Here is a 23,332-nt window from a genome sequence, read left to right as displayed (position 1 = left end):
TGCGACACGCATGACCACGAATGCACCGCCCCCGACCACGGACGTCCTGCGCCCCGCCCACCTCGGCCCCGCCGACGTCGTCAGGGTCGGTGCCGTCGGGCTTCGCACCAGACCGCTGCGGGCCTTCCTCTCGGCACTCGGCATCGCGATCGGCATCGCGGCGATGGTCGCCGTCGTCGGCATCTCGTCCTCGTCCCGCGCCGATCTCGACCGCGCCCTGGCGGCTCTGGGCACCAATCTGCTCACCGTCTCACCGGGGAGCACCCTGACCGGCGGGGTGGCCCAACTCCCGTCCACGGCCGAGGACATGGTGTCCCGCATCGACGGTGTGGAGGCCGTGTCGGCGGTCGGCAGGGCCGAGGACGCGAAGGTCTACCGCACCGACCGGATCCCCGAGGCACAGACGAACGGGATCGCGGTGTACGCGGCCCGCACGTCTCTACGGGCCACGATCGGCGCGGAGTTGGCAAGCGGGACCTGGCTGAACGGGGGTACGGGCCCTTACCCGGCGACGGTGCTCGGCGCGACGGCGGCCCAGCGGCTCGGGATCGGGCACGCGAGCCAGGAAACCCAGGTGCTGGTCGGCGGCACGTGGTTCACGGTGGTCGGGATTCTCCAACCGTTGGAGCTGACACCGGAGTTGGACGCGGCCGCGCTGGTCGGCTGGCCCGTGGCCGCGTCGGAGCTGGCGTTCGACGGGCATGCCACCACGGTCTACACCCGCTCGGCCGACGCGTCCGTGACGACGGTCCGCGAGGTACTGGGCGCCACCGCCAACCCCGAGGCACCGAGCGAGGTCCAGGTGTCCCGCCCTTCGGACGCGCTCGCCGCCAAGCAGGCCGCGGGTGAGGCGTTCACCGGGCTGCTGCTCGGCCTGGGGGCGGTCGCGCTGCTCGTCGGCGGGGTGGGGGTGGCGAACACGATGGTCATCTCGGTACTTGAGCGGCGGGCGGAGATCGGGCTGCGCCGCTCGCTGGGCGCAACGCGCGGGCAGATCCGTACGCAGTTCCTCGCCGAGTCCCTGCTGCTGTCCGCCCTCGGCGGCGCGGCCGGCGCCCTGCTGGGCCTGGCCGTCACCACCGGGTACGCCCTCTACCAGGGCTGGCCGACCGTCGTGCCACCCTGGGCGCTGGCCGGCGGCGTCGCGGCCACCCTGGTGATCGGCGGACTGGCCGGGCTCTACCCGGCGATCCGGGCGTCGCGCCTCTCCCCGACCGAGGCACTCGCGACTCCGTAGCGGATGGCCTACGACGTCAGCGGAGGGCCTGCGACGTCCAGACGGATGGGCCTGCGACGTCCAGACGGATGGGCCTACACGTCCAGCAACTCCGGCCGGTGCTGGACGTCGTAGGCCGCTCGCGACTCGGCGATCGTGACGCGGTGCCGCTCAGCCCAGTCCGTCAGGGACAGCAGCGTCTCGTGCAACTCGCGGGCCACCGGGGTGAGTTCGTACTCCACCTTCGGCGGCACCGTCGGATGGACGGTGCGCGTGACGAGTCCGTCGCGCTCCAGGTTGCGCAGGGTGAGGGACAGCATGCGGCGGCTGATGCCCTCCACGCTGCGCTCCAGTTCGGTGAACCGGATCGGGCCGTGGGCGGCGGCCACGATGATCAGCACGCTCCATTTCCCGGCGACCCTGTCAAGAACTTCGCGGACCGGGCACGCCTGCGCGAGCACTGCCTGCGCGGTAACACCGGTGTTCCTCTGGGACATCGAAGTGCCTCCTTATGCCGGACTCCAGGGTCACCCACGATGAACCCCGTTACAAGTCGTGCACCTATGGAGAACGCCGAGGTCATCGCCATGCATTTCCGAACCACGTCACCGGCACCACGAACATACTCCCGCTGGGCGTCCCTGGTCGTGCTGTGCGCGGGCACGCTGATGACGATCCTGGACGGGAACATCGTCACGGTCGCGATGCCCGCGATCCAGAGCGACCTCGGCTTCTCGGGCCCCGGTCTCGCCTGGGTGGTCAACGCGTATCTGATCCCGTTCGGCGGACTGCTCCTGCTCGTGGGGCGGCTCGGGGACCTGGTCGGCCGCAAGCGGATGTTCGTCGCCGGACTCACCGTGTTCACCGCCGCGTCCGTGCTGTGCGGGGTCGCCACCAGCCAGGGCATGCTGGTCGCGGCCCGCGCGCTGCAGGGCGTCGGCGGGGCGATGACCTCGGCGGTCGTCCTCGGCATGCTGGTCGCACTCTTCCCCGAACCCCGCGAACAGGCCCGCGCCATCGCGGTGTTCAGCGCCGTCGGCGCGGCGGGCGGAGCGCTCGGCACCTTCCTCGGCGGGGCGCTGACGCAGGCGATCGGCTGGCACTGGATCTTCCTGATCAACCTGCCGATCGGGGCGGTGGCGCTGGTCGCCGCGCTGCGCATCCTCTCCGCCGACAAGGGAGCCGGCCTCGGCAAGGGCGCCGACTACCCAGGGGCGGCGCTGGTCACGGGCGCGCTGATGCTGACGGTGTACGCGATCGTCGGCGCCGGCGACCGCGCACTCGGCACCACACTCACCCTCGCCGCCGTGTCACTCGCCCTGTTCACCGGCTTCACCGTGCGGCAGGCGTGGGCCGCCCGCCCCCTGCTGCGACTGCGGCTCTTCCGCTCCCGCGCCCTGACGGGTGCGAACAGCGTCCAGATCCTGATGATCGCGGGGATGTACGGCTTCCAGTTCATCGGCGCGCTCTACCTCCAACGCGTCCTGGGTTACAGCGAGTTGCTCACCGGCACGGCGTTCCTGCCCGCGCCGATCGCGATCGGCGTGCTGATGCTGAGCCTGTCGGCACGCACGATCGCCCGCTTCGGCCCGTACCGGGTGCTGCTCGCCGGGCTCGTCCTCATCACCGCGGGCATGGCCCTGTTGAGCCGGGCCCCGGCCGACGGCACGTACCTCGCCGACGTCCTGCCGCCGCTGCTCCTCCTCGCCGCCGGTTTCGCGGCCGCGATGCCCGCGGTCACCGGGCTCGCCATGTCGGGGGCCCGCGAGGAGGACGCGGGACTGGCCTCCGGGCTCTTCAACACCACGCAGGTGGTGGGCGGTTCGCTGGGCCTCGCGGTCCTCACGACGCTGGCGGCGAGCCGCACGGAGCGGCTGCTCGGTGAGGGCGAGCGACTGGTCGCGGCGACGGCGGACGGCTATCGGCTGGCGTTCACCGTGGGCATGGGGATCACCGCGACCGCGTTGGTGCTGGCGGCGGTGCTGCTGAGGCCGGCGCATCTCTCCTCCTCCGCGGCCGCGGAGGAGGAGACACCCGAGGCCGGCCGTCAGTCCCGTGCGAAGGCCTCCTTGTGATCGCGCGCCCACTGGGCATAGGTACGCGGCTCACGGCCAAGTACCCGCCGTACGTCCTCGGTCAGCACGGCGTTCCCGCCCCTGCGGACGTACGCCGTGCCGGCCAGGACCCCTTCGGCGTAGGTCTCGGACATGCCGGCCTCGATGAACTGCTCGCGGAGCGCGTCCGGGGGTACGTCGACGGTGGCGACCGGACGGCCGAGGACCTCGGCGAGGGCGGCGGCCTGTTCGGAGGTGGTGAGGAGCTCGGGTCCGGTCAGGGTGTAGGTACGGCCGGCGTGCCCCGGCGCGAGCAACACCTCGGCCGCGACCTCGGAGACGTCACGCGGATCGACGACACCCTGCGAGCCCGTCCCGGTCATGTTGGGCACCGGATCGCCGGAGTGGATCGCCTCCGCCCAGCTCAGCGTGTTGGAGGTGAATGAGGAGGGACGCAGGACTGTCCATTCCAACTCGCTCGCCTGGACGGCCTGTTCGCCGCCCAGGTGCCAGCTGCTGACAGGGCCCAGGGCCGGGTCGCCCGTGCCGATGGCGGAGAGCTTCACGACCCGGCGTACGCCCGCCGCTCGGGCCGCCGCGACCAGTTCCGCGTCGGCGTCCGCGTCGCCGGGGCCGAGGACACCGACGGCGAAGAGGGCGGACACCCCGGACATGGCGGCCTCGACGGACGCAAGCTCGTGGTAGTCGCCGCGCACCACCTCGACCCCGGCCGGCACCGTGGCGCGGGTGGGGTCCCGGGTCAGCGCGCGGGCCTTCTCGCCGCGCGCCGCGAGCCGCCGCAGGAGTTCACTGCCGATGGTGCCCGTGGCACCGGTCACTAGGATCATGTCCCTTACGGTGCCGAGCCGTTGCGGTCGGCCGCTAGGAGATTCCGGCACGGTTCCCGGGCCCGGCCGACGCCTCGACGCGATTACGGTGGAGGGGTGACCACCACCGATGAGACGACGAATCCCGGCGCGAGCGGTCTCACCGAGAAGCGTCTGCCGCTGCCCGGGGCGCTCCGTCCCTGGTTCGTCGACGCCGCCTTCACCTCCGTCGACGGCGAGCTGCGCGAGCCGTTCACCCATGTCCCGGACGCGGTGACGAAGATGGTGGTGCGGGTCGAGGAGAACGGCCGCCGCGATGTCCTGGTCGTCGGACCGCGCACCCGCGCCTCGTACCACGCGAGCAAGCGGCTGGCCTCCTGCGTGCAGTTGCGCCTCGGTCCTGGCGCGGCCCGCCCGTTGCTCGGCGTACCGGCGGTCGATCTCGTCGGCAAGGTCGCACCGCTCGGCGACTTCCCCGGCGACCATGCTCGCCAACTGGCCGACGAACTCCTCCCGTTGGACCCCGATCGGGTTGTCCCCCACCTGACGGAGACCCTGCCGGAACGGCTCGCCCCGGCCGACCCGGCACGTACGGAACTGCTACGCGCGGCGGTCGCGGCGATGTCGACGGACACGGGCCGTCTACCCGTGGGCGTACGGGAGTTGGCCGGACACCTCGCCGTCAGCGAACGCCAGCTGCGCAACCTCTTCGCGGACGGTGTCGGCGTCTCCCCCAAGCACTACGCCCGCATCGCCCGCGTAAGGCACATCCTCACGCACGCGCGCAGCACGCCGGACACCCCCTGGGCCCAACTGGCCACCGCCACCGGGTACTACGACCAGTCGCACATGACCGCCGACTTCCGCACCCTGATGGGCGTCCCGCCCACCTCGTTCTTCACCGGCCGCCTCCCCGCGGCCCAGCCCTGCCAGGCCTACCGCCGCGCCTGAAATCCAGGTGCGGCGCGGCCGTGGCCGGACGCGAGGACGCCGACGGTTTCACACCGGCCGACCAGGAGGAGCGGACCTTCTACCTTGAATCCTCCCCCAGCTGAAGCAGGGAGATTCCTGGCTCACGCTGCCTGCGGGTCTAGCGACCCAACAGGTCTTCCACGATCAACACCAGCCGGGTTGAAACCAGCCCGGTTTGATACGGCAAAGTTTGGAGGTGCATGTGCTGTCTTGGCTCTCGATCAGCACGGTGTACGCGCTTGATTCTCGCAACGCACAGCGTGCAGCTTACCCGATCAGGTGGACGGTGTTTCGCCTTTGGGGCGAAATCCCGCTTCCTGCCCTGCTCCGCAGGAGTCCGATTCCTCCCCGGCCTGAAGTCCGAGGCATCCTCGGAGGAATCCGGTGAACTCCGGCCGGTCAGCCAGAAGTTCGCGCCCCGGCTGCCTCGACATGAAGACGCTCTACGCGACGAAGGCCGCCCTCCCGCTGCGTGCGGTCGCCAAGGGCACCATGCCGCGCGAGCTGCTGTCCCGCCGGAGGCATACGCACCACGCCCTCGACGACGCGGTCGAGCAGGCCGAGCTGCTGGCGAACCTGATGGCGTGGCAAGGGCCCGCGTCGGCACGCCCGCCTGAGTGAACTAGTGGTTCCCACCTCCTTCCTGACGGGTATACGTCACTCGCATTCTCTGGTAGGAAACTTTCCTAACAGTACGCGTGAACGACAACTCCCCCTTCGGAGGTACCGTGCACACCCCCCACATACGCACGTCACGCCGCACGCTGCTCGCGGTGATCGGAGCCTCACTGGTGACAGGTCCGCTCATCGCGACCCAGTCCGCGACCGCCGCGGCAACCGGTCTGGACGACCCGGCGAAGAAGGAGATCGCCATGAAGCTGGTGTCCAGCGCGGAGAACTCCTCGCTGGACTGGAAGGCGCAGTACGGGTACATCGAGGACATCGGCGACGGGCGCGGCTACACCGCCGGGATCATCGGCTTCTGCTCGGGCACCGGCGACATGCTGGACCTCGTCGAGCTGTACGCGCAGCGCAGGCCCGGCAACGTACTCGCGAAATACCTGCCCGCCCTGCGCAACGTGGACGGCAGCGATTCGCACGAGGGCCTGGACCCCGGCTACCCGGGTGACTGGAGCAGGGCGGCCCAGGACTCGGCGTTCCAGCAGGCCCAGAACGACGAGCGCGACCGGGTGTACTTCAACCCGGCCGTCGGGCAGGGCAAGGCCGACGGCATAGGCGTTCTGGGCCAGTTCGCCTACTACGACGCCATCGTGATGCACGGCAACGGCGGCGACAGCACCAGCTTCGGCAGCATCCGCAGGCGGGCCCTGTCCAGTGCCCGGCCGCCTGCTCAGGGTGGCAACGAGGTGACGTATCTCAACGCGTTCCTCGACGCACGCGTCTGGGCGATGAAGCAGGAGGAGGCGCACGAGGACACCAGCCGGGTGGACACCGCGCAGCGGGTCTTCCTGCGGAACGGGAACCTGAACCTGAATACGCCGCTGGACTGGCAGGTGTACGGGGACAGTTACCACATCGGCTGACCCTGGCCGGGAGTACGGCGGAGGGCGCGACACCTCTGAGTGCCGCGCCCTCCGTGTGCCCGAGCCGTCAGTGGGCCGAGGCGTCCGTAGCCCGAGCGATCAGTGCGCCGGGAGCGCCTTGAGGTCCTCGCCCGCCTCCATGGGGTGGGTCACGTCGTCCGCGTCCTGCCCCTTGCCGAGGTGGTTGAAGACGAGGTTGAGGAGCACGGCCGCCACACACCCGGTCGAGATCCCCGAGTCCAGGACGATCTTCGCCGTCTCCGGGAAGGCGTGGTAGAACGCCGGCGCGGTGATCGGGATGATGCCGACGGCCAGCGACACGGCGACGATCAGGACGTTGTTGTCCTTCTCCAGGCCCGCCCGTACCAGGGTCTGGATGCCGCTGGCCGCGACCGAGCCGAAGAGGACGACGCCCGCGCCGCCGAGAACGGGACGCGGTACGACGGCGATCAGCGAGGCGGCCATGGGGCACAGGCCCATCAGCACGAGGAAACCGCCGCCGGTGGCGACGACGTACCGGCTGCGGATCCGGGTCATCGCGACCAGGCCGATGTTCTGTGCGAAGGCGCTGCACATGAAGCCGTTGAAGAGCGGGCTGATCGCCGAGCCGAGGGTGTCGGCTCGCAGGCCCGCCGCGATGGTCTTCTCGTCGGCGGGGCGCTCGACGATCTCGCCCAACGCCAGCATGTCCGCGGTCGACTCGGTCATCGAGACCACCATGACCACGATCATCGAGACGATCGCGGCGACCTGGAACTGCGGGGCACCGAAGTGGAACGGCGTCGGGAAGCCGACGATGTCCGCGTCGGCCACCGGGCTGAAGTCCGTGACGCCGAACGGGATCGCGATGAGCGTGCCGATGACCAGGCCGAGCAGCACGGCGATCTGTTTGACGAAGCCGCGGGTGAAGCGGCGCAGGAGCAGCACGATGACGAGGGTGGCGGCCGCCAGGCCCAGGTAGGTCGTCGAACCGTAGTCGTCCGCCGCCGGGTTGGGCCCCTGCGCCCAGCCGAAGGCGACCGGAAGCAGCGAGACGCCGATCAGCGTGATCACGGTGCCGGTGACGACGGGCGGGAAGAAGCGGACCGCCTTGCTGAAGAAGGGGGCGGCTATGAAACCGAGGACGCCCGCGACGATGACCGCGCCGAAGATGATGGGCAGCGCGTCGGTCTTGTCCTCGGTGGAGGCGACGACCGCGGTCATGGGTGCGACGCCGGCGAAGGTGACGCCGTTGACGAACGGAAGCCTGGCGCCGATCTTCCAGATGCCGATCGTCTGGAGGAAGGTGGCGAGGCCGGCGGTGAAGAGGCAGGCACCGGTGAGGAAGGTGAGTTCGGTGCCGGAGAGGCCGATGGCCGCCCCGACGATCAGCGGCGGGGCGACGACTCCCGCGTACATGGCGGCCACGTGTTGCAGACCCGTGGTGGCCATCTTGAGTGCGGGGAGTTTCTCGTCAACGGGGTGGGCGGTCACGGTGGTTCCTCCGGGTCAGCTAACACGTCGGCTCTGACGTGGGTTTCATGGAGGTGGTGCGCGGTCGTGCGGGACCGGGGGGACGGATCGCCTCAAAAAGGGCAACGATGACCGTTCCGGGGCGCACACGTCCATGCACGCCCCGGATACGGCCGCCATGGACCCCGCTCGGGTCCACGGCTACCGGCTGAGGGCCGTCCCCCTCAGCCGGAGATCTTCAACTGTTCAGGCCTGCGCGGCGATGCGCGCGAGGCGCTGCGCCTGTTCCCGCGTGGAGCGGGCGATGGCGTCCTCGTCGACGTGCAGGAGCCGGCTGTCCTCGACGACCGGCTTGCCGTTGACGAGCGAGAGGGTGACCGGTGCCGCCGCGCCGAAGACCAGCGCGGTCACCGGGTCGGCGATCGAGGCGTGGGCCAGGGTGTCCAGCTTCCACAGCACGAGGTCGGCGAGCTTGCCTGCCTCCAGGGAGCCGATCTCGGCTGCCCTGCCGAGGACTTGGGCGCCGCCGTAGGTGCCGAGGCGCAGCGCCTGACGGGCGTTGAGGGCGGCCTCGCGGTGGGCGCCGAGGCGGTTGATGAGGAGCGCGTTGCGCAGTTCGGTGTGCAGTTCGCCGGACTCGTTGGAGGCGGTGCCGTCGACGCCGAGGCCCACCGGGACGCCGGCCGCGAGCATGTCGGGTACTCGCGCGATCCCGGCCGCCAGACGGGCGTTGGAGGAGGGGCAGTGGGCCACACCCGTCTTCGTACGGGCGAAGGCGGCGATGTCGGAGTCGTTCATGTGGACGCAGTGCGCCATCCACACGTCCTCGCCGAGCCAGCCGGTCGACTCGAAGTAGTCGGTCGGGCCCATGCCGAACAGTTCCTTGCAGAACTGCTCCTCCTCCACGGTCTCCGAGCCGTGCGTGTGCAGCCGTACGCCCTTGCGGCGGGCCAACTCGGCGCCCTGTCGCATCAGTTCGGTGGACACGGAGAAGGGGGAGCAGGGTGCGACGGCAATCTGCGTCATCGCGCCGAAGGAGGCGTCGTGGTGCTCGTCGACGGTCGCCTCGGTGGCGGCGAGTGCCCCTTCGAGGGTCTCGACGGCGAAGTCCGGCGGCAGTCCGCCGTCCTTCTCGCTGCGGTCCATGGAGCCGCGGGCCAGGGTGAAGCGGACGCCGGTCTCGCGCGCGGCCCGGATGATCGAGCCGGACAGGTCGCCGGAGCCCTTGGGGAAGACGTAGTGGTGGTCCATGGCGGTGGTGACGCCGCCGCGGGCCAGCGTGGCGAGGGAGCCCTGCGCCGCCGCGTAGGTCATCTGCTCGTCGATGCGCGCCCAGGTCGGGTAGAGCGCGACGAGCCAGTTGAAGAGGTTGTGGTCCGTGGCGAGGCCGCGGGTGATCCACTGGTAGAAGTGGTGGTGCGTGTTGACCAGGCCGGGGGTGGCCAGGTGTCCGGTGCCGTCGATGCGGCGGACCACGTTCTCCAGGTTCTCGGGGGCCTTTCCGGCGCCCACCGACTCGATCTTGTTGTCGGCGACGACGATGTGGCCCGAGGTGTACTCGGTGTCACCCGCGTCCACGGTCGCGATGGAACAGTTCTCGATCACGATGCGCGAAGCTGCCACGGCGGTTCCTCGTTCTTCCCATTGGCGGACGGACCCGGGGGTCGAGCGGGGTGACGACCGGGTCCGTGGTGCTGTTGTTGCGCAGATGCCCCCGCTCTCCCCTGGGATCTTGACGCCGGCGCACGCGTCGGGGCTGAGGCGGCAGGACTACTGGATGCAGTCCTACAGGTTGGTGAGGTCCACCGGGATCTTCGGCTCGACTCCGTCACGCAGGACGGTGGCCTCGATCAGGCCGTACGGGCGGTCGGCCGCGAAGTAGACCTCATTGTCGTTCTCGAGCCCGAACGGCTTCAGATCCACCAGGAAGTGGTGCTTGTTCGGGAGCGAGAAGCGGACCTCGTCGATCTCGCTGCGGTTGTTGATGATCCGCGAGCCCATTTGGTACAGGGTCTGCTGGAGGGAGAGCGAGTACGTCTCCGCGAAGGCCTGGAGCATGTGCTTCCTGACCTGGTCGTAGGACTTCTCCCAGTTGGGCATCTTCTGCTCGTCGCCGGACCAGTTGAAGCGCCAGCGGGCGGAGACCTGGGTGGCCAGGATGCGGTCGTAGGCCTCGGGCAGCGTCGTGTACTTGTCCTTGACGTAGCCCCAGAACTCGGAGTTCGTCGAGTTCATCACCACGAGGTCCTTCAGCCCCGAGATGACCTCCCACGACGAACCGTCGTACGTGATCTGGGTGACCCGGGTCTCCTGGCCCTTGCGGACGAAGGAGTGCTTGACCTCGTCGGCGCCGATGAACTTCGAGTTGGCGTCCGAGGTCTCGATGCGCTCCCAGGAGTACTCCTCGATCCGGATGCGCGCCGTCCTGATCGGCTCCTGGCTGGTCACGAAGTGCCGGGCCAGGTGGATGCCGAACTGCTCGGCGGACTCGATGCCGTGCTCCTTGGCGAAGGCGTACACCGTGTTCTTGGTGGTGTCCGTAGGCAGGACGTTCGCGTTGGAGCCCGAGAGGTGGACCTCCTGCATGTCGCCGCTCAGCGCGACCGACACGTTCAGGTCCTTGATGTGGTGCGTGTCGCCGTCGCGGGTGATCTTGACGACGCGGTTCTCGGCCTTGCCGTACTGGTTCTGTCCCAGAATCGTGGGCATGTCTGCTAGCTCCCTCGGTAAACGGAGTAGCCGAACGGGTTGAGCAGCAGCGGTACGTGGTAATGCTCGCCCGGCCTGACGGCGAAGGTGATCGCCACCTCGGGGAAGAACACTCCGGTCGCACCGCTGTCCCGATTCGCGGGGGCGTCCTGCTGCGCATCGGCTTGCTTTTTCTCGAAGTACGACTCCACGGCGAAGTCGAGCCGTACATGGGTCGTCCCCTCCGGCAGCGCCGGAAGGTCCTTGCACCGGCCGTCCGCGTCGGTCGCGGAGCCGCCGATCGCCTGCCAGTCCGCATCCCGGCCACTGCGGGCCGCGAGCTGGACGGCGACGCCCTCGGCGGGGCGTCCGACGCTGGTGTCCAGGATGTGCGTGGACACGGAGGCCGTGGTGTCGGTGCTCATGCTTCATCTTCCTGCTGTACGAGATTGGCCAGACGGATGCGGTTGATCTTGCCCAGCTCGGCGCGGACGATCTCGCGCTCCTGCTCCGGCGAGTTGCCGATCCGTTCCTTGACCGCGTCGCGCATCTGCTCGCCGGTCCTGCCGGTGGCGCAGATGAGGAAGACGTGGCCGAACCTCTCCTGGTACGCCAGGTTCAGTTCGAGCATCTCCTCCTTGAGCTCCTCGGAGGCGCCGGCCATGCCGCGCTGCTCCCGGGAGGAGGTCGGGTCCCCCGGCTTGGGCCGGCCGATCGGAGGATGCCCGGCCATCGCCTCCGCCAGGTCCGCGGTGGTCAGCTCGGCCATGACGGCGTCGCTCGCGGCGAGGAGGTCGGCGAGACTTGCGAAGGGGCGGCGGGCGAGCAGACCGCGCCCCCATGCCGATGAGGCACACGCCTCGTGGAGGGCGGCGGCTGCCGCGTACTCCTCCAGGGCGTTGAACCGGGCGAGGCCCGGTGTCGAGGAACTCGAAGTCACGGGAGCCTCCGTGGCCTTGTTGCTTTACGGGCTGCGGACAGCTAACGCCCTCGGAAACACCACGTCAACACTTTGTTGAAAACTCCGGGTAACAAATACCGTCAGGAGTCCTTCTCACGGTTCAGATAGTTGTAGACGGTGAAGCGGCTCACCCCGAGGGCGCTCGCCACCGTCTCCACGCCGTGCCGCACGGAGAAGGCGCCGCGCGCCTCCAGTATCCGTACGACCTCCTGCTTGGCCTTGCGGTCGAGGTCGGCCAAAGGCTTGCCCCGCTTGCGTTCCAGGGCGGCCAGGATGTGGTCGAGGGAGTCGGCGAGCTGCGGCAGGCGTACGGCCACGACGTCCGCGCCCTCCCAGGACAGCACGACGTCGTCGGCGCCGGCCTGGTCCAGCGGCAGCATCTCGCCACCCATGGCGTCGACGAGCGGCTTGACCGCCGTAAGGAAGGGGTCGTCCCCGAAACCGGTCACTTATCCCCCTCCCCGACCACGTTCACCTGGAGCGAGACCCGTGAGGCCCCCGCCTCCAGCGCCTTGCGCAGCAGCGCGTCGACCGCGCCGAGCACCGCGTCCGCACCACCCTCCGCGGTGTTGCCGAACGGGCCGACGTCCACGGCGTCCAGCTCGGCCGCCTCGATGACCTCACGGGCGACCAGCGCGTGCGGGGGCGCCTCGTCGAGGTCGAAGGGCTCGGTCGTGAACTCCACTCTCAATCGCACGCGCTCAACCTACTGCGCGGTGTCGATTTTCCGGCAGCCCCCTCTTGACAACCCGCGACACACGACGGCAATCTTCCATTAAGCAGAAACGAACTTCCACCATACGGAATCGGTTCGGTCAGCACATCGGAATCGCCGACACGGAAGGGAGCGCCGACCCTCATGCCAGCTTTTAAATCGGGCACAGCCGCGGACCAGCGCTTCAACGTCAACCTGTCGATCCTCTTCACGGAGCTCCCGCTCCTGGAGCGTCCCGCGGCCGCCGCCGCGGCGGGCTTCACGGCGGTCGAGCTGTGGTGGCCCTGGGTCGACTCCCCCACCCCCGAGCAGTCCGAGCTCGACGCCCTGAAGCAGGCGATCGAGGACGCGGGCGTGCAGCTCACGGGCCTGAACTTCTACGCCGGGCAGCTGCCGGGCCCGGACCGCGGCGCCCTGTCGATCCCCGGCGAGGAATCGGTGAAGTTCCACGCCAACATCGATGTGGCGGCGGACTTCGCCCAGTCGCTGGGCTGCAAGGCGCTCAACGCGCTGTACGGCAACCGCGTCGAGGGCGTGGACCCGGCCGAGCAGGACGAACTCGCCCTGGAGAACCTGGTACTGGCCGCCCGCGCGGCCGACCGCATCGGCGCGATCCTGCTGATCGAGACCCTCAACAAGCCCGAGTCACCGCTCTACCCGCTGGTGACCGCCCCGGCCGGCATCGAGATCGTCGACAAGGTCAACGAGGCCACCGGCCTCGGCAACGCCAAGTTCCTCATGGACCTCTACCACCTGTCCATGAACGGCGAGGACCTGCCGTCGGTCATCGAGCAGTACGCCGCCAAGACCGGCCACGTGCAGATCGCCGACAACCCGGGCCGCGGCGCACCGGGCACCGGCTCACTCCCGCTGGAGGACCTCCTCGACCAGCTGAAGAAGGCCGGTTACGAGGGCTGGGTCGGGCTGGAGTACAAGCCGGGCGACCGGCCGAGCGCCGAGTCCTTCGAGTGGCTGCCCGCAGCGGCCCGAGCCGCCCGCTGAGCGGCAACTCACCGACGTATCGCAGCAGTCAGAGAGGCACCCCCATGAGCAATCTTCCCAAGGTCGCATGGATCGGTCTCGGCATCATGGGCTCCCCCATGTCCGAGAACCTGATCAAGGCCGGATACGACGTCACCGGCTTCACCCTGGAGCAGGACAAGCTGGAGCGGCTGGCCGGCGCCGGCGGCACCGCGGCGGGCTCGATCGCCGAGGCCGTGCGGGACGCCGACGTGGTGATCACCATGGTGCCCGCGTCCCCGCACGTCGAGGCCATCGCGTACGGCCCGGACGGCATCCTCGAGAACGCGCGGTCCGGCGCGCTCCTGATCGACATGTCGTCCATCACCCCGCAGACCTCCGTGGACCTCGCGAAGGCCGCCGCGGAGAAGGGCATCCGTGTCCTGGACGCCCCCGTATCGGGTGGCGAGGCCGGTGCCGTCGAGGCGGTGCTGTCGATCATGGTCGGCGGCGAGCAGGCCGACTTCGACGAGGCCGAGCCGGTCTTCGAGGCGCTCGGCAAGACCATCGTGCTGTGCGGTCCGCACGGCTCGGGCCAGACCGTGAAGGCCGCCAACCAGCTGATCGTCGCCGTGAACATCCAGGCGTGCGCCGAGGCCGTGGTCTTCCTGGAGAAGTCCGGCGTGAACCTGACCGCCGCCCTCGACGTCCTCAACGGCGGCCTCGCGGGCTCGACCGTGCTGACGCGGAAGAAGGACAACTTCCTCAACCGCGACTTCAAGCCGGGCTTCCGCATCGACCTGCACCACAAGGACATGGGCATCGTCACGGACGCCGCCCGCAACGTCGGTGCGGCCCTCCCGGTCGGCGCCGTGGTCGCCCAGCTCGTCGCCAGCCTGCGTGCGCAGGGCGACGGCGGCCTGGACCACTCGGCCCTGCTGCGGGCCGTGGAGCGCCTCTCCGGCGCACAGGTCTGAGCCCAGGCCGACACCTTCATCTTCGAAACTTCCGGGCCACGGCGGCGCTGACACCTGTCCTGTCGCGCCCATGCGCCGCCGTGGCCCGGATTCACACCCTGGACTTCAACAAACTGTTGACGTCCGGATCGCCCCGAACCTAGGCTCCACCAAGCGGAAGCTCCACCAAGCGGAAGAAGATTTCCACTAGCCCCGCTGCCCTCTCGTACGGAAGGTCACGATGTCGAAGCGCGTGCTTACGACCGAGTCCGGCGCTCCGGTCGCCGACAACCAGAACTCCGCCACCGCCGGCGCAGGCGGCCCGCTGCTCCTCCAGGACCAGCACCTCCTGGAGAAGCTCGCCCGGTTCAACCGCGAGCGCATCCCGGAGCGCGTGGTGCACGCCCGCGGCTCCGGGGCGTACGGCTACTTCGAGGTCACCGACGACGTCACCGGCTTCACCCACGCCGACTTCCTGAACAGCGTCGGCAAGCGCACCGAGGTCTTCCTGCGCTTCTCCACGGTGGCCGACAACCTCGGCGGCGCGGACGCGGTCCGTGACCCCCGCGGTTTCGCGCTGAAGTTCTACACGGGGGAAGGGAACTACGACCTCGTCGGGAACAACACCCCGGTCTTCTTCATCAAGGACCCGATCAAGTTCCCCGACTTCATCCACTCCCAGAAGCGCGACCCGTTCACGGGCAGGCAGGAGCCGGACAACGTCTGGGACTTCTGGGCGCACGCCCCCGAGGCGACGCACCAGATCACCTGGCTGATGGGCGACCGCGGCATCCCGGCCTCCTACCGCCACATGAACGGCTACGGCTCGCACACCTACCAGTGGACGAACGCCGAGGGCGAGGCCTTCTTCGTCAAGTACCACTTCAAGACGAACCAGGGCATCCGGAGCCTGTCGAGCGAGCAGGGCGCGGAGATCGCGGGCAAGGACCCCAACTCCCACCAGACGGACCTGCTCCAGGCCATCGAGCGGGGCGTCAACCCGTCCTGGACGCTGCACGTCCAGATCATGCCTGCGGCGGACGCGGCGGACTACCGCTTCAACCCCTTCGACCTCACCAAGGTGTGGCCGCACCAGGACTACCCGCTGCAGCGCGTGGGCCGGCTGGTCCTGGACCGCAACCCCGACAACGTCTTCGCCGAGGTCGAGCAGGCCGCGTTCTCCCCCAACAACTTCGTGCCGGGCATCGGCCCCTCGCCGGACAAGATGCTCCAGGGCCGCCTGTTCGCGTACGCCGACGCGCACCGCTACCGCCTGGGCGTCAACCACACGCTGCTCGCGGTGAACGCCCCGAAGGCGACCGTCGCGAACAACTACGGCCGTGACGGCTTCATGGCTTCCAACGCGCAGGGCCGCGCCGCGAAGAACTACGAGCCGAACTCCTACGACGGCCCGGCCGAGACCGGCCGCCCGCTGTCGGCGCCGCTCGCGGTGCACGGCCACACGGGCACGCACGAGGCCCCGCTCCACACCAAGGACGACCACTTCTTCCAGGCGGGCGAGCTGTACCGCCTGATGTCCGCGGAGGAGAAGTCCCGTCTGATCGCGAACATCGCCGGCGGCCTCTCGCAGGTCTCCCGCGACGACGTGATCGAGAAGAACCTCGCCCACTTCCACGCCGCCGACCCGGAGTACGGCAGGCGCGTGGCGGAGGCGGTCCGCGCCCTGCGCGAGGACTGAGCCTCAACTCAAGGGCTGCGTCCGGGATCTGACGGGAGGTCGGACACCGGACGCGCGCCCGCCACGACCGTGAACCCGGATGAGGGGTGGTCACACGGTCCACAGGCGGGCAGGCCGAGGACCGCGGCGGCGTGCGAGCCAGTGCGGTGGTGAAGGTCCCGGTGCCCCCTTCTCGACCTGAGGGAAGGCGGCCCCGGTTCCATCGCACCCGCCGCGGTCCCAGCCACACGGCACGATCACCGGCTCCCGGCCGTACGGCACGACCAGCCATATGGCACCACCACCAGCCCCGTCCGGCGGCGCGAATGTCCTGTCGCGCCCAGCCTCGCGCCGTCGGACGGCAACAAGCTCACAGATCACCGGTCGGAGCGCCGGGTACGGACGGTCCCGTACCCGGCGCTCTGTCGTGCTCTCCGGGTGCGGTTTCCAGCGCCGCGCAGGAGCCTGAAGGCATGGACTATCCCAGCATCGTTGTGCACACCCCGGGTCTGGACGGGTCGCGGCGGGTCACCGCGGGGGACGAGACACTCGGTGTCGCCTATCACCTCGATGACGTCGTCGACATCCTGCGCCGGGCGGACGTCGACCTCGACGAGATCGAGGTCGAGGAGAGCGACATCATCGACTGGCAGGGCGGCGGCCCCGACGACTGGCCGGGACTGTCGGAACACCACGAACCCTGAGCCCCACCCGGCACCCCGGTGGGCCTGCGCCCCGGTGCGCCCGGTACGTACGCCGTACGCCACCGGGCGTAGGGGGCCTACGGAACCCTCAAATCTACCTCTGAGCAATGTCCCGGGCCTTCAACTCCCCCCGGTTCAGGGCGCATTCTCAGCACACGGAGCCCGCCGGCACGGGGGCGGCGGGCCTCGCGCGGGGGACGCCATGGGTGGGGGAACCCATGGCATGCGGAAGGGGCGGCTCACCCCCGGGTGAGCCGCCCCTTGTCGGATCCTGCGTACCTGATCCCGCGTGTCAGACCTTCAGCGTCCTGATCGAGGTGGGCGCATGGCCCGGCTCGGTCGCGATCTCCTCGAACTCGACGACGTTGCTGATGTCGTTCGTCTTGCTCATCGCGATGTTGGTGACGCGCTCCAGGATCGCCTCGACGACGACGGGGACCTGGAACTCGGCGGCGAGCTTCTTGGCCTGCTCGAACGCGGCGCCCAGCTCGCTGGGGTCGGTGACACGGATCGCCTTGCAGCCGAGGCCTTCGACGACCTTGATGTGGTCGACGCCGTAGACGCCCAGCTCCGGCGAGTTGATGTTCTCGAACTCCAGGTTGACCTGGAAGTTGATGTCCAGGCCGATCTGCGCCTGGCGGATAAGGCCCAAGTAGGCGTTGTTCACCAGGACATGGACGTACGGGATCCGGTGCTGGGCTCCGACGGCCAGTTCCTCCAGCATGAACTGGAAGTCGTAGTCGCCGGAGAGCGCGACGACCTGGGCCTCGGGGTCGGCCTTGGCGACACCGAGCGCGGCCGGGATGGTCCAGCCGAGCGGGCCCGCCTGGCCGCAGTTGATCCAGTGCCGCGGCCGGTAGACGTGCAGCATCTGGGCGCCGGCGATCTGCGAGAGGCCGATGGTGGTGACGTACCGGGTCTCAGGGCCGAAGGCCTTGTTCATCTCCTCGTAGACGCGCTGCGGCTTCATCGGGATGTTGTCGAAGTGCGTACGGCGCTGCAGAGTCGCCCGCTTCTCCTGTGCGGAGGCGGCCCACTCGCTGCGGTCCGGCAGCCTGCCCTCGTCCTTGAGCTCGCGCGCGACCTCGACGAACAGCTTCAGCGCCGCCTTGGCGTCGGAGGCGATGCCGTAGTCCGGGGCGAAGATCTTGCCGATCTGGGTGGGCTCGATGTCGACGTGCACGAACTTGCGGCCCGCGGTGTAGACGTCCAGCTTGCCGGTGTGGCGGTTGGCCCAGCGGTTGCCGATGCCGAGGACGAAGTCGGACTCCAGGAAGGTGGCGTTGCCGTAGCGGTGCGAGGTCTGCAGGCCCACCATGCCGGCGTTCAGGTCGTGGTCGTCGGGGAGGATGCCCCAGCCCATGAGGGTCGGCACGACCGGGATGCCCGTCAACTCGGCGAACTCGACGAGGAGTTCGGCGGCGTCGGCGTTGATGACACCGCCGCCGGCGACGATCAGCGGCCGCTCGGACTCGTTCAGCAGCCCGATCGCCTTCTCGATCTGGGCGCGGGTAGCGGCGGGCTTGTATGCCTGCAGCGGCTCGTACGTCTCCGGGTCGAACTCGATCTCGGCGAGCTGGACGTCGATGGGCAGGTCGATGAGGACCGGGCCCGGACGACCCGAGCGCATGAGGTGGAAGGCCTGCTGGAAGACGCCGGGGACCTGGGCCGGTTCGAGGACCGTGATCGCCATCTTCGTCACCGGCTTGGCGATGGAGGCGATGTCGACGGCCTGGAAGTCCTCTTTGTGGATCACGGCGGTCGGAGCCTGGCCGGTGATGCAGAGGATCGGGATCGAGTCGCCGGTGGCGGAGTACAGCCCGGTGATCATGTCGGTGCCGGCCGGTCCCGAGGTACCGATGCAGACGCCGATGTTGCCCGGGTGGGTCCGGGTGTAGCCCTCCGCCATGTGCGAGGCACCCTCGACATGGCGGGCGAGGGTGTGGTTGATCCCGCCGGCTGCCTGGAGGGCCGCGTAGAAGGGGTTGATCGCCGCGCCCGGGACGCCGAACGCGTTGCTGACGCCCTCGCGCTTGAGGATCTCGACTGCCGCGCGGGCAGCGGTCATACGAGCCATGGAGTACTCCTGCTTCGGCTGTCGGATTCGCGCTCCCGTCGCGCCCGCGGAGAGCTGGTGATTCCGTTCACGGTTCCGCAGCGGTCTCCCTGTCCGAATTCCGTATTGCGGAAACTAACTTCTACTATCTGGAAGCAATGTAGGCGGGGGTGCCGAGGGGCGTCAAGAGTGGACGGGGGCGGGATCCGTCGAGGACCCGCGGAAAGGGTGAGAAGCGGAATCCGGCGGGGGCTGTCGAACCGTTTCGCTGTCGGAGGGCCCCTCCCTGGAGGACGATGGACGCGCTGTCCTGACGTGACGACGTCCTGGAGTGGGTCATGGCCGAGAGCGTGCCGGTGCGGTGCCCGGCCTGCCGCCGCGAGCATCTGTACGCGGCGCCGACCTACCCGTGCGTGTGCGGCGCCCCCGTCACACCCCCGCTGGACCGCCTCGCGGAACCGGCACCGGTCGGCCGGCGCACCTGGGACGAGGACTGGGTCACGGTCCGCTGCGAGGCCTGCGACCGCGAGGACCAGTGGCCCGCTCCGGAGCTGGGCTGCTCCTGCGGGACGGCGCTGCGGATTCCGGTACGAGGGGTACGGCGACCGCAGCGGGCGCAGCTCGCGCCGGGCGCCGTCGGCGAGGCGAATCACGACACGGACGAGGACACCGGCGCCGGAAGCGCCCCGGACACACGCCCGCACCCGGACATCCCCGACTCCCGCCCCCAGCCGCCCGACGCCACCTCGCCACAACCCCGCCCGGCGTTCCAGCCGGTCACCATCCGCACGGCCCGGGACGCCGTCACGGCCGCCGCGCTGTACCTTCGCTGGCTCGGCTACCGGGACATCAGGCGGGCGGACCAGCGGCCCCCGACGGGGATCGGCCTTGCCGCCCGCGGGATCCTGGCCCAGGTGGACCCCACGGTCCGCCCCGCCTCGCTGCGCGACGTGGAGTGCCTGTGGCTGACGGCGATGACGGAGTCCGCGGGATGTGTCTACTTCTCCCTCTCGGGCTTCGCGGACGACGCCCGGGCCCGCGCCGACAGCCTCGGCGTCCCCCTCTTCGTCCTGGACCTCACGGGCACTCCGCAGCCCGTGAACAGCCCCGCCGACGAGCTCATGGCCGACGGGGCCTGACCGCCGTCGGCCCGCGAGCCGTGCCTACTCCCCGTACGACTGCCGCAGCTCGATCTTGCGCACCTTCCCCGACACCGTCATCGGGAAGGACTCCAGGATCCGCAGCAGGCTCGGGATCTTGTAGTGCGCCAGCCGCCCCTCGCAGAAGGTCCGCAGCTCCTCCAGCGTCGGCGGGTCGGCCAGGTCGCGCGGGATGACGCAGGCGAGCACCTCCTCGCCGTAGCGCTCATGGGGTACTCCGACCACCTGGACGTCGGCGATCTTCGGGTGGGCGTACAGGAACTCCTCGATCTCGCGCGGGTAGATGTTCTCGCCGCCCCGGATGATCATGTCCTTGATGCGCCCGACGATCTCGACGTAGCCGTCCTCGCGCATCACGGCGAGGTCGCCCGTGTGCATCCAGCGCTCCGCGTCGACGGCCTCCGCGGTCTTCTCGGGCTCGTTCCAGTAGCCGAGCATCACGCTGTAGCCGCGGGTGCACAGTTCGCCCGCCGAGCCGCGCGGCAGGGTCGCCCCGTCCACCGGGTCGACCACCTGCACCTCGATGTGCGGAAGGACCCGCCCGACCGTGCCGGTGCGGTGCTCCAGGTCGTCGTCCCTGCGGGTCTGCAGCGACACCGGCGAGGTCTCCGTCATGCCGTAGCAGATGGACACCTCCGCCATGTGCATCTCGGCGACCACCCGCTTCATCACCTCGACGGGGCAGGGCGAGCCCGCCATGATGCCGGTGCGCAGCGACGACAGGTCGTGCGTCGCGAAGTCGGCGAGGTTCAACTCCGCGATGAACATGGTGGGTACGCCGTAGAGGGACGTACAGCGCTCCTGCTGGACGGCGCGCAGGGTCGCCGCCGGGTCGAAGGAGGGCGCGGGGATGACCATGCACGCGCCGTGCGAGGTCGCGGCGAGATTGCCCATCACCATGCCGAAGCAGTGGTAGAAGGGCACGGGGATGCAGACCCGGTCCTGCTCGGAGTAGGCGATCAACTCCCCCACGAAATAGCCGTTGTTGAGGATGTTGCGGTGGGAGAGCGTGGCCCCCTTGGGGAAGCCCGTCGTGCCCGAGGTGTACTGGATGTTGATCGGGTCGTCGCCGGACAGCTCGCTCGCACGGATCCGGAGGCCCTCGGAGAGTTCGGGGGTGGAGCGGCCGAGCAGCTCGTCCCAGCCGGCGTCGCCGAAGTACACGGTCTCCCTCAACTGCGGGCACGCGCCCCGCACTTGCTCGACCATCCCCCGGTAGTCGCTCGACTTGTGGCTGAGCGAGGCGAACAGCAGCGAGATCCCGGCCTGGTTGAGGACGTACTCGACCTCGTGGGTGCGGTAGGCCGGGTTGATGTTCACCATGACCGCGCCGATGCGGGCGGTGGCGTACTGGACCAGGACCCACTCCGGGCAGTTGACCGCCCAGATGCCGACGCGGTCGCCCTTGGCCACCCCACTGGCGAGCAGCGCGCACGCCAACCGGTCGACGTCCGCGGCGAATTGGGCATACGTCCAGCGCCGCCCGGACGGCACGTCGACGAGCGCCTCCCGGCCGGGCCAGGCCGCGACCGCCCGGTCCAGGTTCGCCCCGATCGTGTCACCCAGCAACGCGGTCGCGCTCGTCCCCTGCGCGTACGACGGCTCACTCACCGGAAGTCCTCCTCGCGGTACTCGGCGTCCGAGCCCGCGGCCGTGGCCTCGCGCAGCTCGATGCGGCGGATCTTGCCGGACACGGTCTTGGGGAGTTCGCCGAACTCCAGTCGGCGCAGGCGCTTGTACGGGGCGAGGACCGTGCGGGAGTGCTCGAAGAGGACCTTGGCGGTGTCGGGGCCCGGCTCCCAGCCCGCGGCGAGGACGACGTACGCCTTGGGAACCGCGAGGCGCAGTTCGTCCGGCGCGGGCACGACGGCCGCCTCGGCCACCGCCTCGTGCTCCAGGAGCGCGCTCTCCAGCTCGAAGGGCGAGATCTTGTAGTCGGAGGCCTTGAACACGTCGTCCGAGCGGCCGACGTAGGTGATGTAGCCGTCCGCGTCGCGCGAACCGATGTCGCCGGTGCGGTAGTAGCCGCCCGCCATGGCCTCGGCGGTGAGGTCGGGGTCGCCGTGGTAGCCGGTCATCAGGCCCACGGGTTTCAGCGACAGGTCGAGCGAGATCTCGCCCTCGTCCGCGCCCGGCGCACCGGACACCGGGTCGAGCAGTTCGACGCGGAACCCGGGGCTCGGCCGTCCCATCGAGCCCGTCTTGAGTGGCTGACCGGGGCTGTTGGAGACCTGGACCGCGGTCTCCGTCTGCCCGAAACCGTCCCGGATGGTGACGCCCCAGGCGCGCCGCACCTGCTCGATGACCTCGGGGTTCAGGGGCTCCCCCGCGGCGACCGCCTCGCGCGGCGGGGTACGCAGCTGGGACAGGTCGGCCTGGATGAGCATGCGCCAGACGGTGGGCGGGGCACAGAAGGTGGTGACGCCCGCCCGGTCCATCTCCGCCATCAGCCGGGCCGCGTCGAAGCGCGTGTAGTTGTGGATGAAGACGGTCGCCTCCGCACTCCAGGGCGCGAAGAGGTTGGACCAGGCGTGCTTGGCCCAGCCGGGCGAGGAGATGTTCAGGTGCACGTCGCCGGGCTCGATCCCGATCCAGTACATGGTCGCCAGATGGCCGACCGGGTACGAGACGTGGGTGTGCTCGACGAGCTTGGGGCGGGCCGTCGTACCGGAGGTGAAGTAGAGCATCAGCGGGTCGTCCGCGTGGGTGACGCCGTCGGGCTCGAAGGTCTCGGGGGCGCCTTGGACATCGTCGTACGACAGCCAGCCGGTGGAGCCGCCGTCCACGACGATCCGGGTGTAGTCGCCGGGCACCTCGTCGAACTTCGCCGTGTCCTGCGGCCCCACGATCACATGTCGGGCCCTGCCCCGCTCGATGCGGTCGCGCAGGTCCAGCGGGCCGAGCAGCGGTGTCGCGGGGATCACCACGGCCCTCAGCTTCATCGCGGCAAGGGCGACCTCCCAGAGCTCGACCTGGTTGCCGAGCATGACGAGGATGCGGTCCTCCGCCCGTACGCCGTGCTCCCGCAGCCAGTTCGCGGTCCGGTCGGAGCGTGCGGACAGCTCCGCGAAGGAGAAGCGGGTGCCGAGTCCGTCCTCCTCGACGATGTGCAGGGCGGTGCGGTCGTTGCCGCGTGCGATGACGTCGAACCAGTCGAGTGCCCAGTTGAAGCGCTCCGGGCGGGGCCAGTCGAAGCCCTCGTAGGCCGTGGCATAGTCCTCGCGGTGCGCCAGCAGGAAGTCCCGCGCGGTACGGAACTGATCCGTCGCGCTCGTCGTCACCGTCATGTGTCCTCCTCATGGCCGGACCGTCGCCGCCTAACATCGTGTATTCCGTGATGCAGGTCTCACCACCCCCGAACGGGGGGTGCGCCGCGATGAAGGGGCGAG

22 protein-coding genes are annotated in these 23,332 nt (G+C 69.6%); 10 read left to right on the top strand and 12 right to left on the bottom strand.

Annotated features, from left to right (window positions below; translation table 11 throughout):
• Positions 1-10: 10 nt before the first annotated feature.
• Entirely contained in the window at positions 11-1,237 is a 1,227-nt protein-coding gene (locus OG219_RS38015) for an ABC transporter permease (protein WP_266834403.1), read from the top strand.
• 74 nt (positions 1,238-1,311) lie between these two features.
• On the opposite strand, the gene OG219_RS38010 is transcribed toward OG219_RS38015, so the two are convergent.
• Positions 1,312-1,713 carry a helix-turn-helix domain-containing protein gene (locus tag OG219_RS38010; RefSeq protein WP_266834401.1) on the bottom strand — a complete coding sequence of 134 codons (402 nt, stop codon included), beginning with the start codon at positions 1,711-1,713 and terminating at the stop codon, positions 1,312-1,314.
• A gap of 90 nt (positions 1,714-1,803) precedes the next feature.
• Here OG219_RS38010 and OG219_RS38005 point away from each other — a divergent pair, with 90 nt between their 5' ends.
• Positions 1,804-3,291, top strand: a complete 1,488-nt coding sequence (locus tag OG219_RS38005) for an MFS transporter (RefSeq protein WP_266834399.1) — start codon at positions 1,804-1,806, stop codon at positions 3,289-3,291.
• Here the strand turns inward: OG219_RS38005 and OG219_RS38000 are convergent.
• Positions 3,264-4,118, bottom strand: coding sequence for an NAD(P)H-binding protein (locus tag OG219_RS38000; RefSeq protein ID WP_266834397.1), 855 nt, complete (start codon positions 4,116-4,118; stop codon positions 3,264-3,266). The two genes, OG219_RS38005 and OG219_RS38000, sit on opposite strands and share 28 nt — an antisense overlap.
• A 96-nt stretch (positions 4,119-4,214) precedes the next feature.
• Here OG219_RS38000 and OG219_RS37995 point away from each other — a divergent pair, with 96 nt between their 5' ends.
• The 3 genes from OG219_RS37995 (at position 4,215) to OG219_RS37985 (ending at position 6,613) form a co-directional block, all read left to right on the top strand.
• A complete protein-coding gene (locus tag OG219_RS37995) occupies positions 4,215-5,048 on the top strand; it encodes a helix-turn-helix domain-containing protein (RefSeq protein WP_266834395.1) in 834 nt (277 codons plus the stop codon).
• A gap of 453 nt (positions 5,049-5,501) precedes the next feature.
• Complete coding sequence (locus tag OG219_RS37990; RefSeq protein ID WP_266834393.1) at positions 5,502-5,690, top strand: hypothetical protein; 189 nt, start codon at positions 5,502-5,504, stop codon at positions 5,688-5,690.
• A 107-nt stretch (positions 5,691-5,797) separates the two neighbouring features.
• Complete coding sequence (locus tag OG219_RS37985; protein ID WP_266836364.1) at positions 5,798-6,613, top strand: chitosanase; 816 nt, start codon at positions 5,798-5,800, stop codon at positions 6,611-6,613.
• A gap of 99 nt (positions 6,614-6,712) precedes the next feature.
• Here OG219_RS37985 and OG219_RS37980 read toward each other — a convergent pair whose 3' ends face one another.
• The 7 genes from OG219_RS37980 to OG219_RS37950 all read right to left on the bottom strand — a co-directional run bounded on the left by OG219_RS37980 (position 6,713) and on the right by OG219_RS37950 (position 12,411).
• On the bottom strand, positions 6,713-8,086 hold the full coding sequence (locus tag OG219_RS37980) for a nucleobase:cation symporter-2 family protein (RefSeq protein WP_266834391.1): 1,374 nt from the start codon (positions 8,084-8,086) through the stop codon (positions 6,713-6,715).
• 225 nt (positions 8,087-8,311) lie between these two features.
• Positions 8,312-9,688 carry an 8-oxoguanine deaminase gene (locus OG219_RS37975; protein WP_266834389.1) on the bottom strand — a complete coding sequence of 459 codons (1,377 nt, stop codon included), beginning with the start codon at positions 9,686-9,688 and terminating at the stop codon, positions 8,312-8,314.
• A 162-nt stretch (positions 9,689-9,850) separates the two neighbouring features.
• Complete coding sequence (pucL, locus tag OG219_RS37970; protein WP_266834387.1) at positions 9,851-10,774, bottom strand: factor-independent urate hydroxylase; 924 nt, start codon at positions 10,772-10,774, stop codon at positions 9,851-9,853.
• Between the two features lie 5 nt (positions 10,775-10,779).
• Positions 10,780-11,178: a hydroxyisourate hydrolase gene (gene uraH, locus OG219_RS37965; protein WP_266834385.1), complete on the bottom strand. Its 399-nt coding sequence runs from the start codon at positions 11,176-11,178 to the stop codon at positions 10,780-10,782.
• Entirely contained in the window at positions 11,175-11,693 is a 519-nt protein-coding gene (gene uraD / locus OG219_RS37960) for a 2-oxo-4-hydroxy-4-carboxy-5-ureidoimidazoline decarboxylase (RefSeq protein WP_266834383.1), read from the bottom strand. The genes uraH and uraD overlap by 4 nt, the downstream gene beginning before the upstream one ends.
• A gap of 101 nt (positions 11,694-11,794) precedes the next feature.
• Positions 11,795-12,163 (bottom strand): helix-turn-helix domain-containing protein, encoded by a 369-nt coding sequence (locus OG219_RS37955; protein WP_266834381.1) that lies wholly within the window; start codon positions 12,161-12,163, stop codon positions 11,795-11,797.
• Positions 12,160-12,411: a hypothetical protein gene (locus OG219_RS37950; RefSeq protein ID WP_266834379.1), complete on the bottom strand. Its 252-nt coding sequence runs from the start codon at positions 12,409-12,411 to the stop codon at positions 12,160-12,162. Before OG219_RS37950 ends, OG219_RS37955 begins: the two co-directional genes overlap by 4 nt.
• 162 nt (positions 12,412-12,573) lie before the next feature.
• On the opposite strand from OG219_RS37950, the gene OG219_RS37945 reads away from it, so the two are divergent.
• The 4 genes from OG219_RS37945 (at position 12,574) to OG219_RS37930 (ending at position 16,727) form a co-directional block, all read left to right on the top strand.
• Positions 12,574-13,431: a TIM barrel protein gene (locus OG219_RS37945; protein ID WP_266834377.1), complete on the top strand. Its 858-nt coding sequence runs from the start codon at positions 12,574-12,576 to the stop codon at positions 13,429-13,431.
• 44 nt (positions 13,432-13,475) lie between these two features.
• Positions 13,476-14,366 carry a 2-hydroxy-3-oxopropionate reductase gene (locus tag OG219_RS37940; RefSeq protein WP_266834375.1) on the top strand — a complete coding sequence of 297 codons (891 nt, stop codon included), beginning with the start codon at positions 13,476-13,478 and terminating at the stop codon, positions 14,364-14,366.
• Between the two features lie 220 nt (positions 14,367-14,586).
• Positions 14,587-16,044: a catalase gene (locus OG219_RS37935; protein ID WP_266834373.1), complete on the top strand. Its 1,458-nt coding sequence runs from the start codon at positions 14,587-14,589 to the stop codon at positions 16,042-16,044.
• Between the two features lie 452 nt (positions 16,045-16,496).
• The gene (locus tag OG219_RS37930) at positions 16,497-16,727 is read left to right on the top strand and encodes a hypothetical protein (RefSeq protein WP_266834371.1); all 231 of its coding nucleotides are present in this window, start codon (positions 16,497-16,499) and stop codon (positions 16,725-16,727) included.
• Positions 16,728-17,019: 292 nt separating this feature from the next.
• Here the strand turns inward: OG219_RS37930 and gcl are convergent, their stop codons facing one another.
• Positions 17,020-18,804: a glyoxylate carboligase gene (gene gcl / locus OG219_RS37925; RefSeq protein ID WP_266834369.1), complete on the bottom strand. Its 1,785-nt coding sequence runs from the start codon at positions 18,802-18,804 to the stop codon at positions 17,020-17,022.
• A gap of 317 nt (positions 18,805-19,121) precedes the next feature.
• Between gcl and OG219_RS37920 the strand changes: the two genes are divergently transcribed.
• Complete coding sequence (locus tag OG219_RS37920) at positions 19,122-19,922, top strand: hypothetical protein (RefSeq protein ID WP_266834367.1); 801 nt, start codon at positions 19,122-19,124, stop codon at positions 19,920-19,922.
• A gap of 24 nt (positions 19,923-19,946) precedes the next feature.
• Here OG219_RS37920 and OG219_RS37915 read toward each other — a convergent pair whose 3' ends face one another.
• Together OG219_RS37915 and OG219_RS37910 are read right to left on the bottom strand one after the other, a co-directional pair.
• A complete protein-coding gene (locus OG219_RS37915; protein ID WP_266834365.1) occupies positions 19,947-21,554 on the bottom strand; it encodes an AMP-binding protein in 1,608 nt (535 codons plus the stop codon).
• Entirely contained in the window at positions 21,551-23,230 is a 1,680-nt protein-coding gene (locus OG219_RS37910) for an AMP-binding protein (protein ID WP_266834363.1), read from the bottom strand. The genes OG219_RS37915 and OG219_RS37910 overlap by 4 nt, the downstream gene beginning before the upstream one ends.
• Positions 23,231-23,332: the final 102 nt, after the last annotated feature.

Source organism: Streptomyces sp. NBC_00038, from assembly GCF_026343635.1.
Lineage (GTDB): Bacteria > Actinomycetota > Actinomycetes > Streptomycetales > Streptomycetaceae > Streptomyces.
This window is presented reverse-complemented; position numbering and strand designations above follow the sequence as displayed.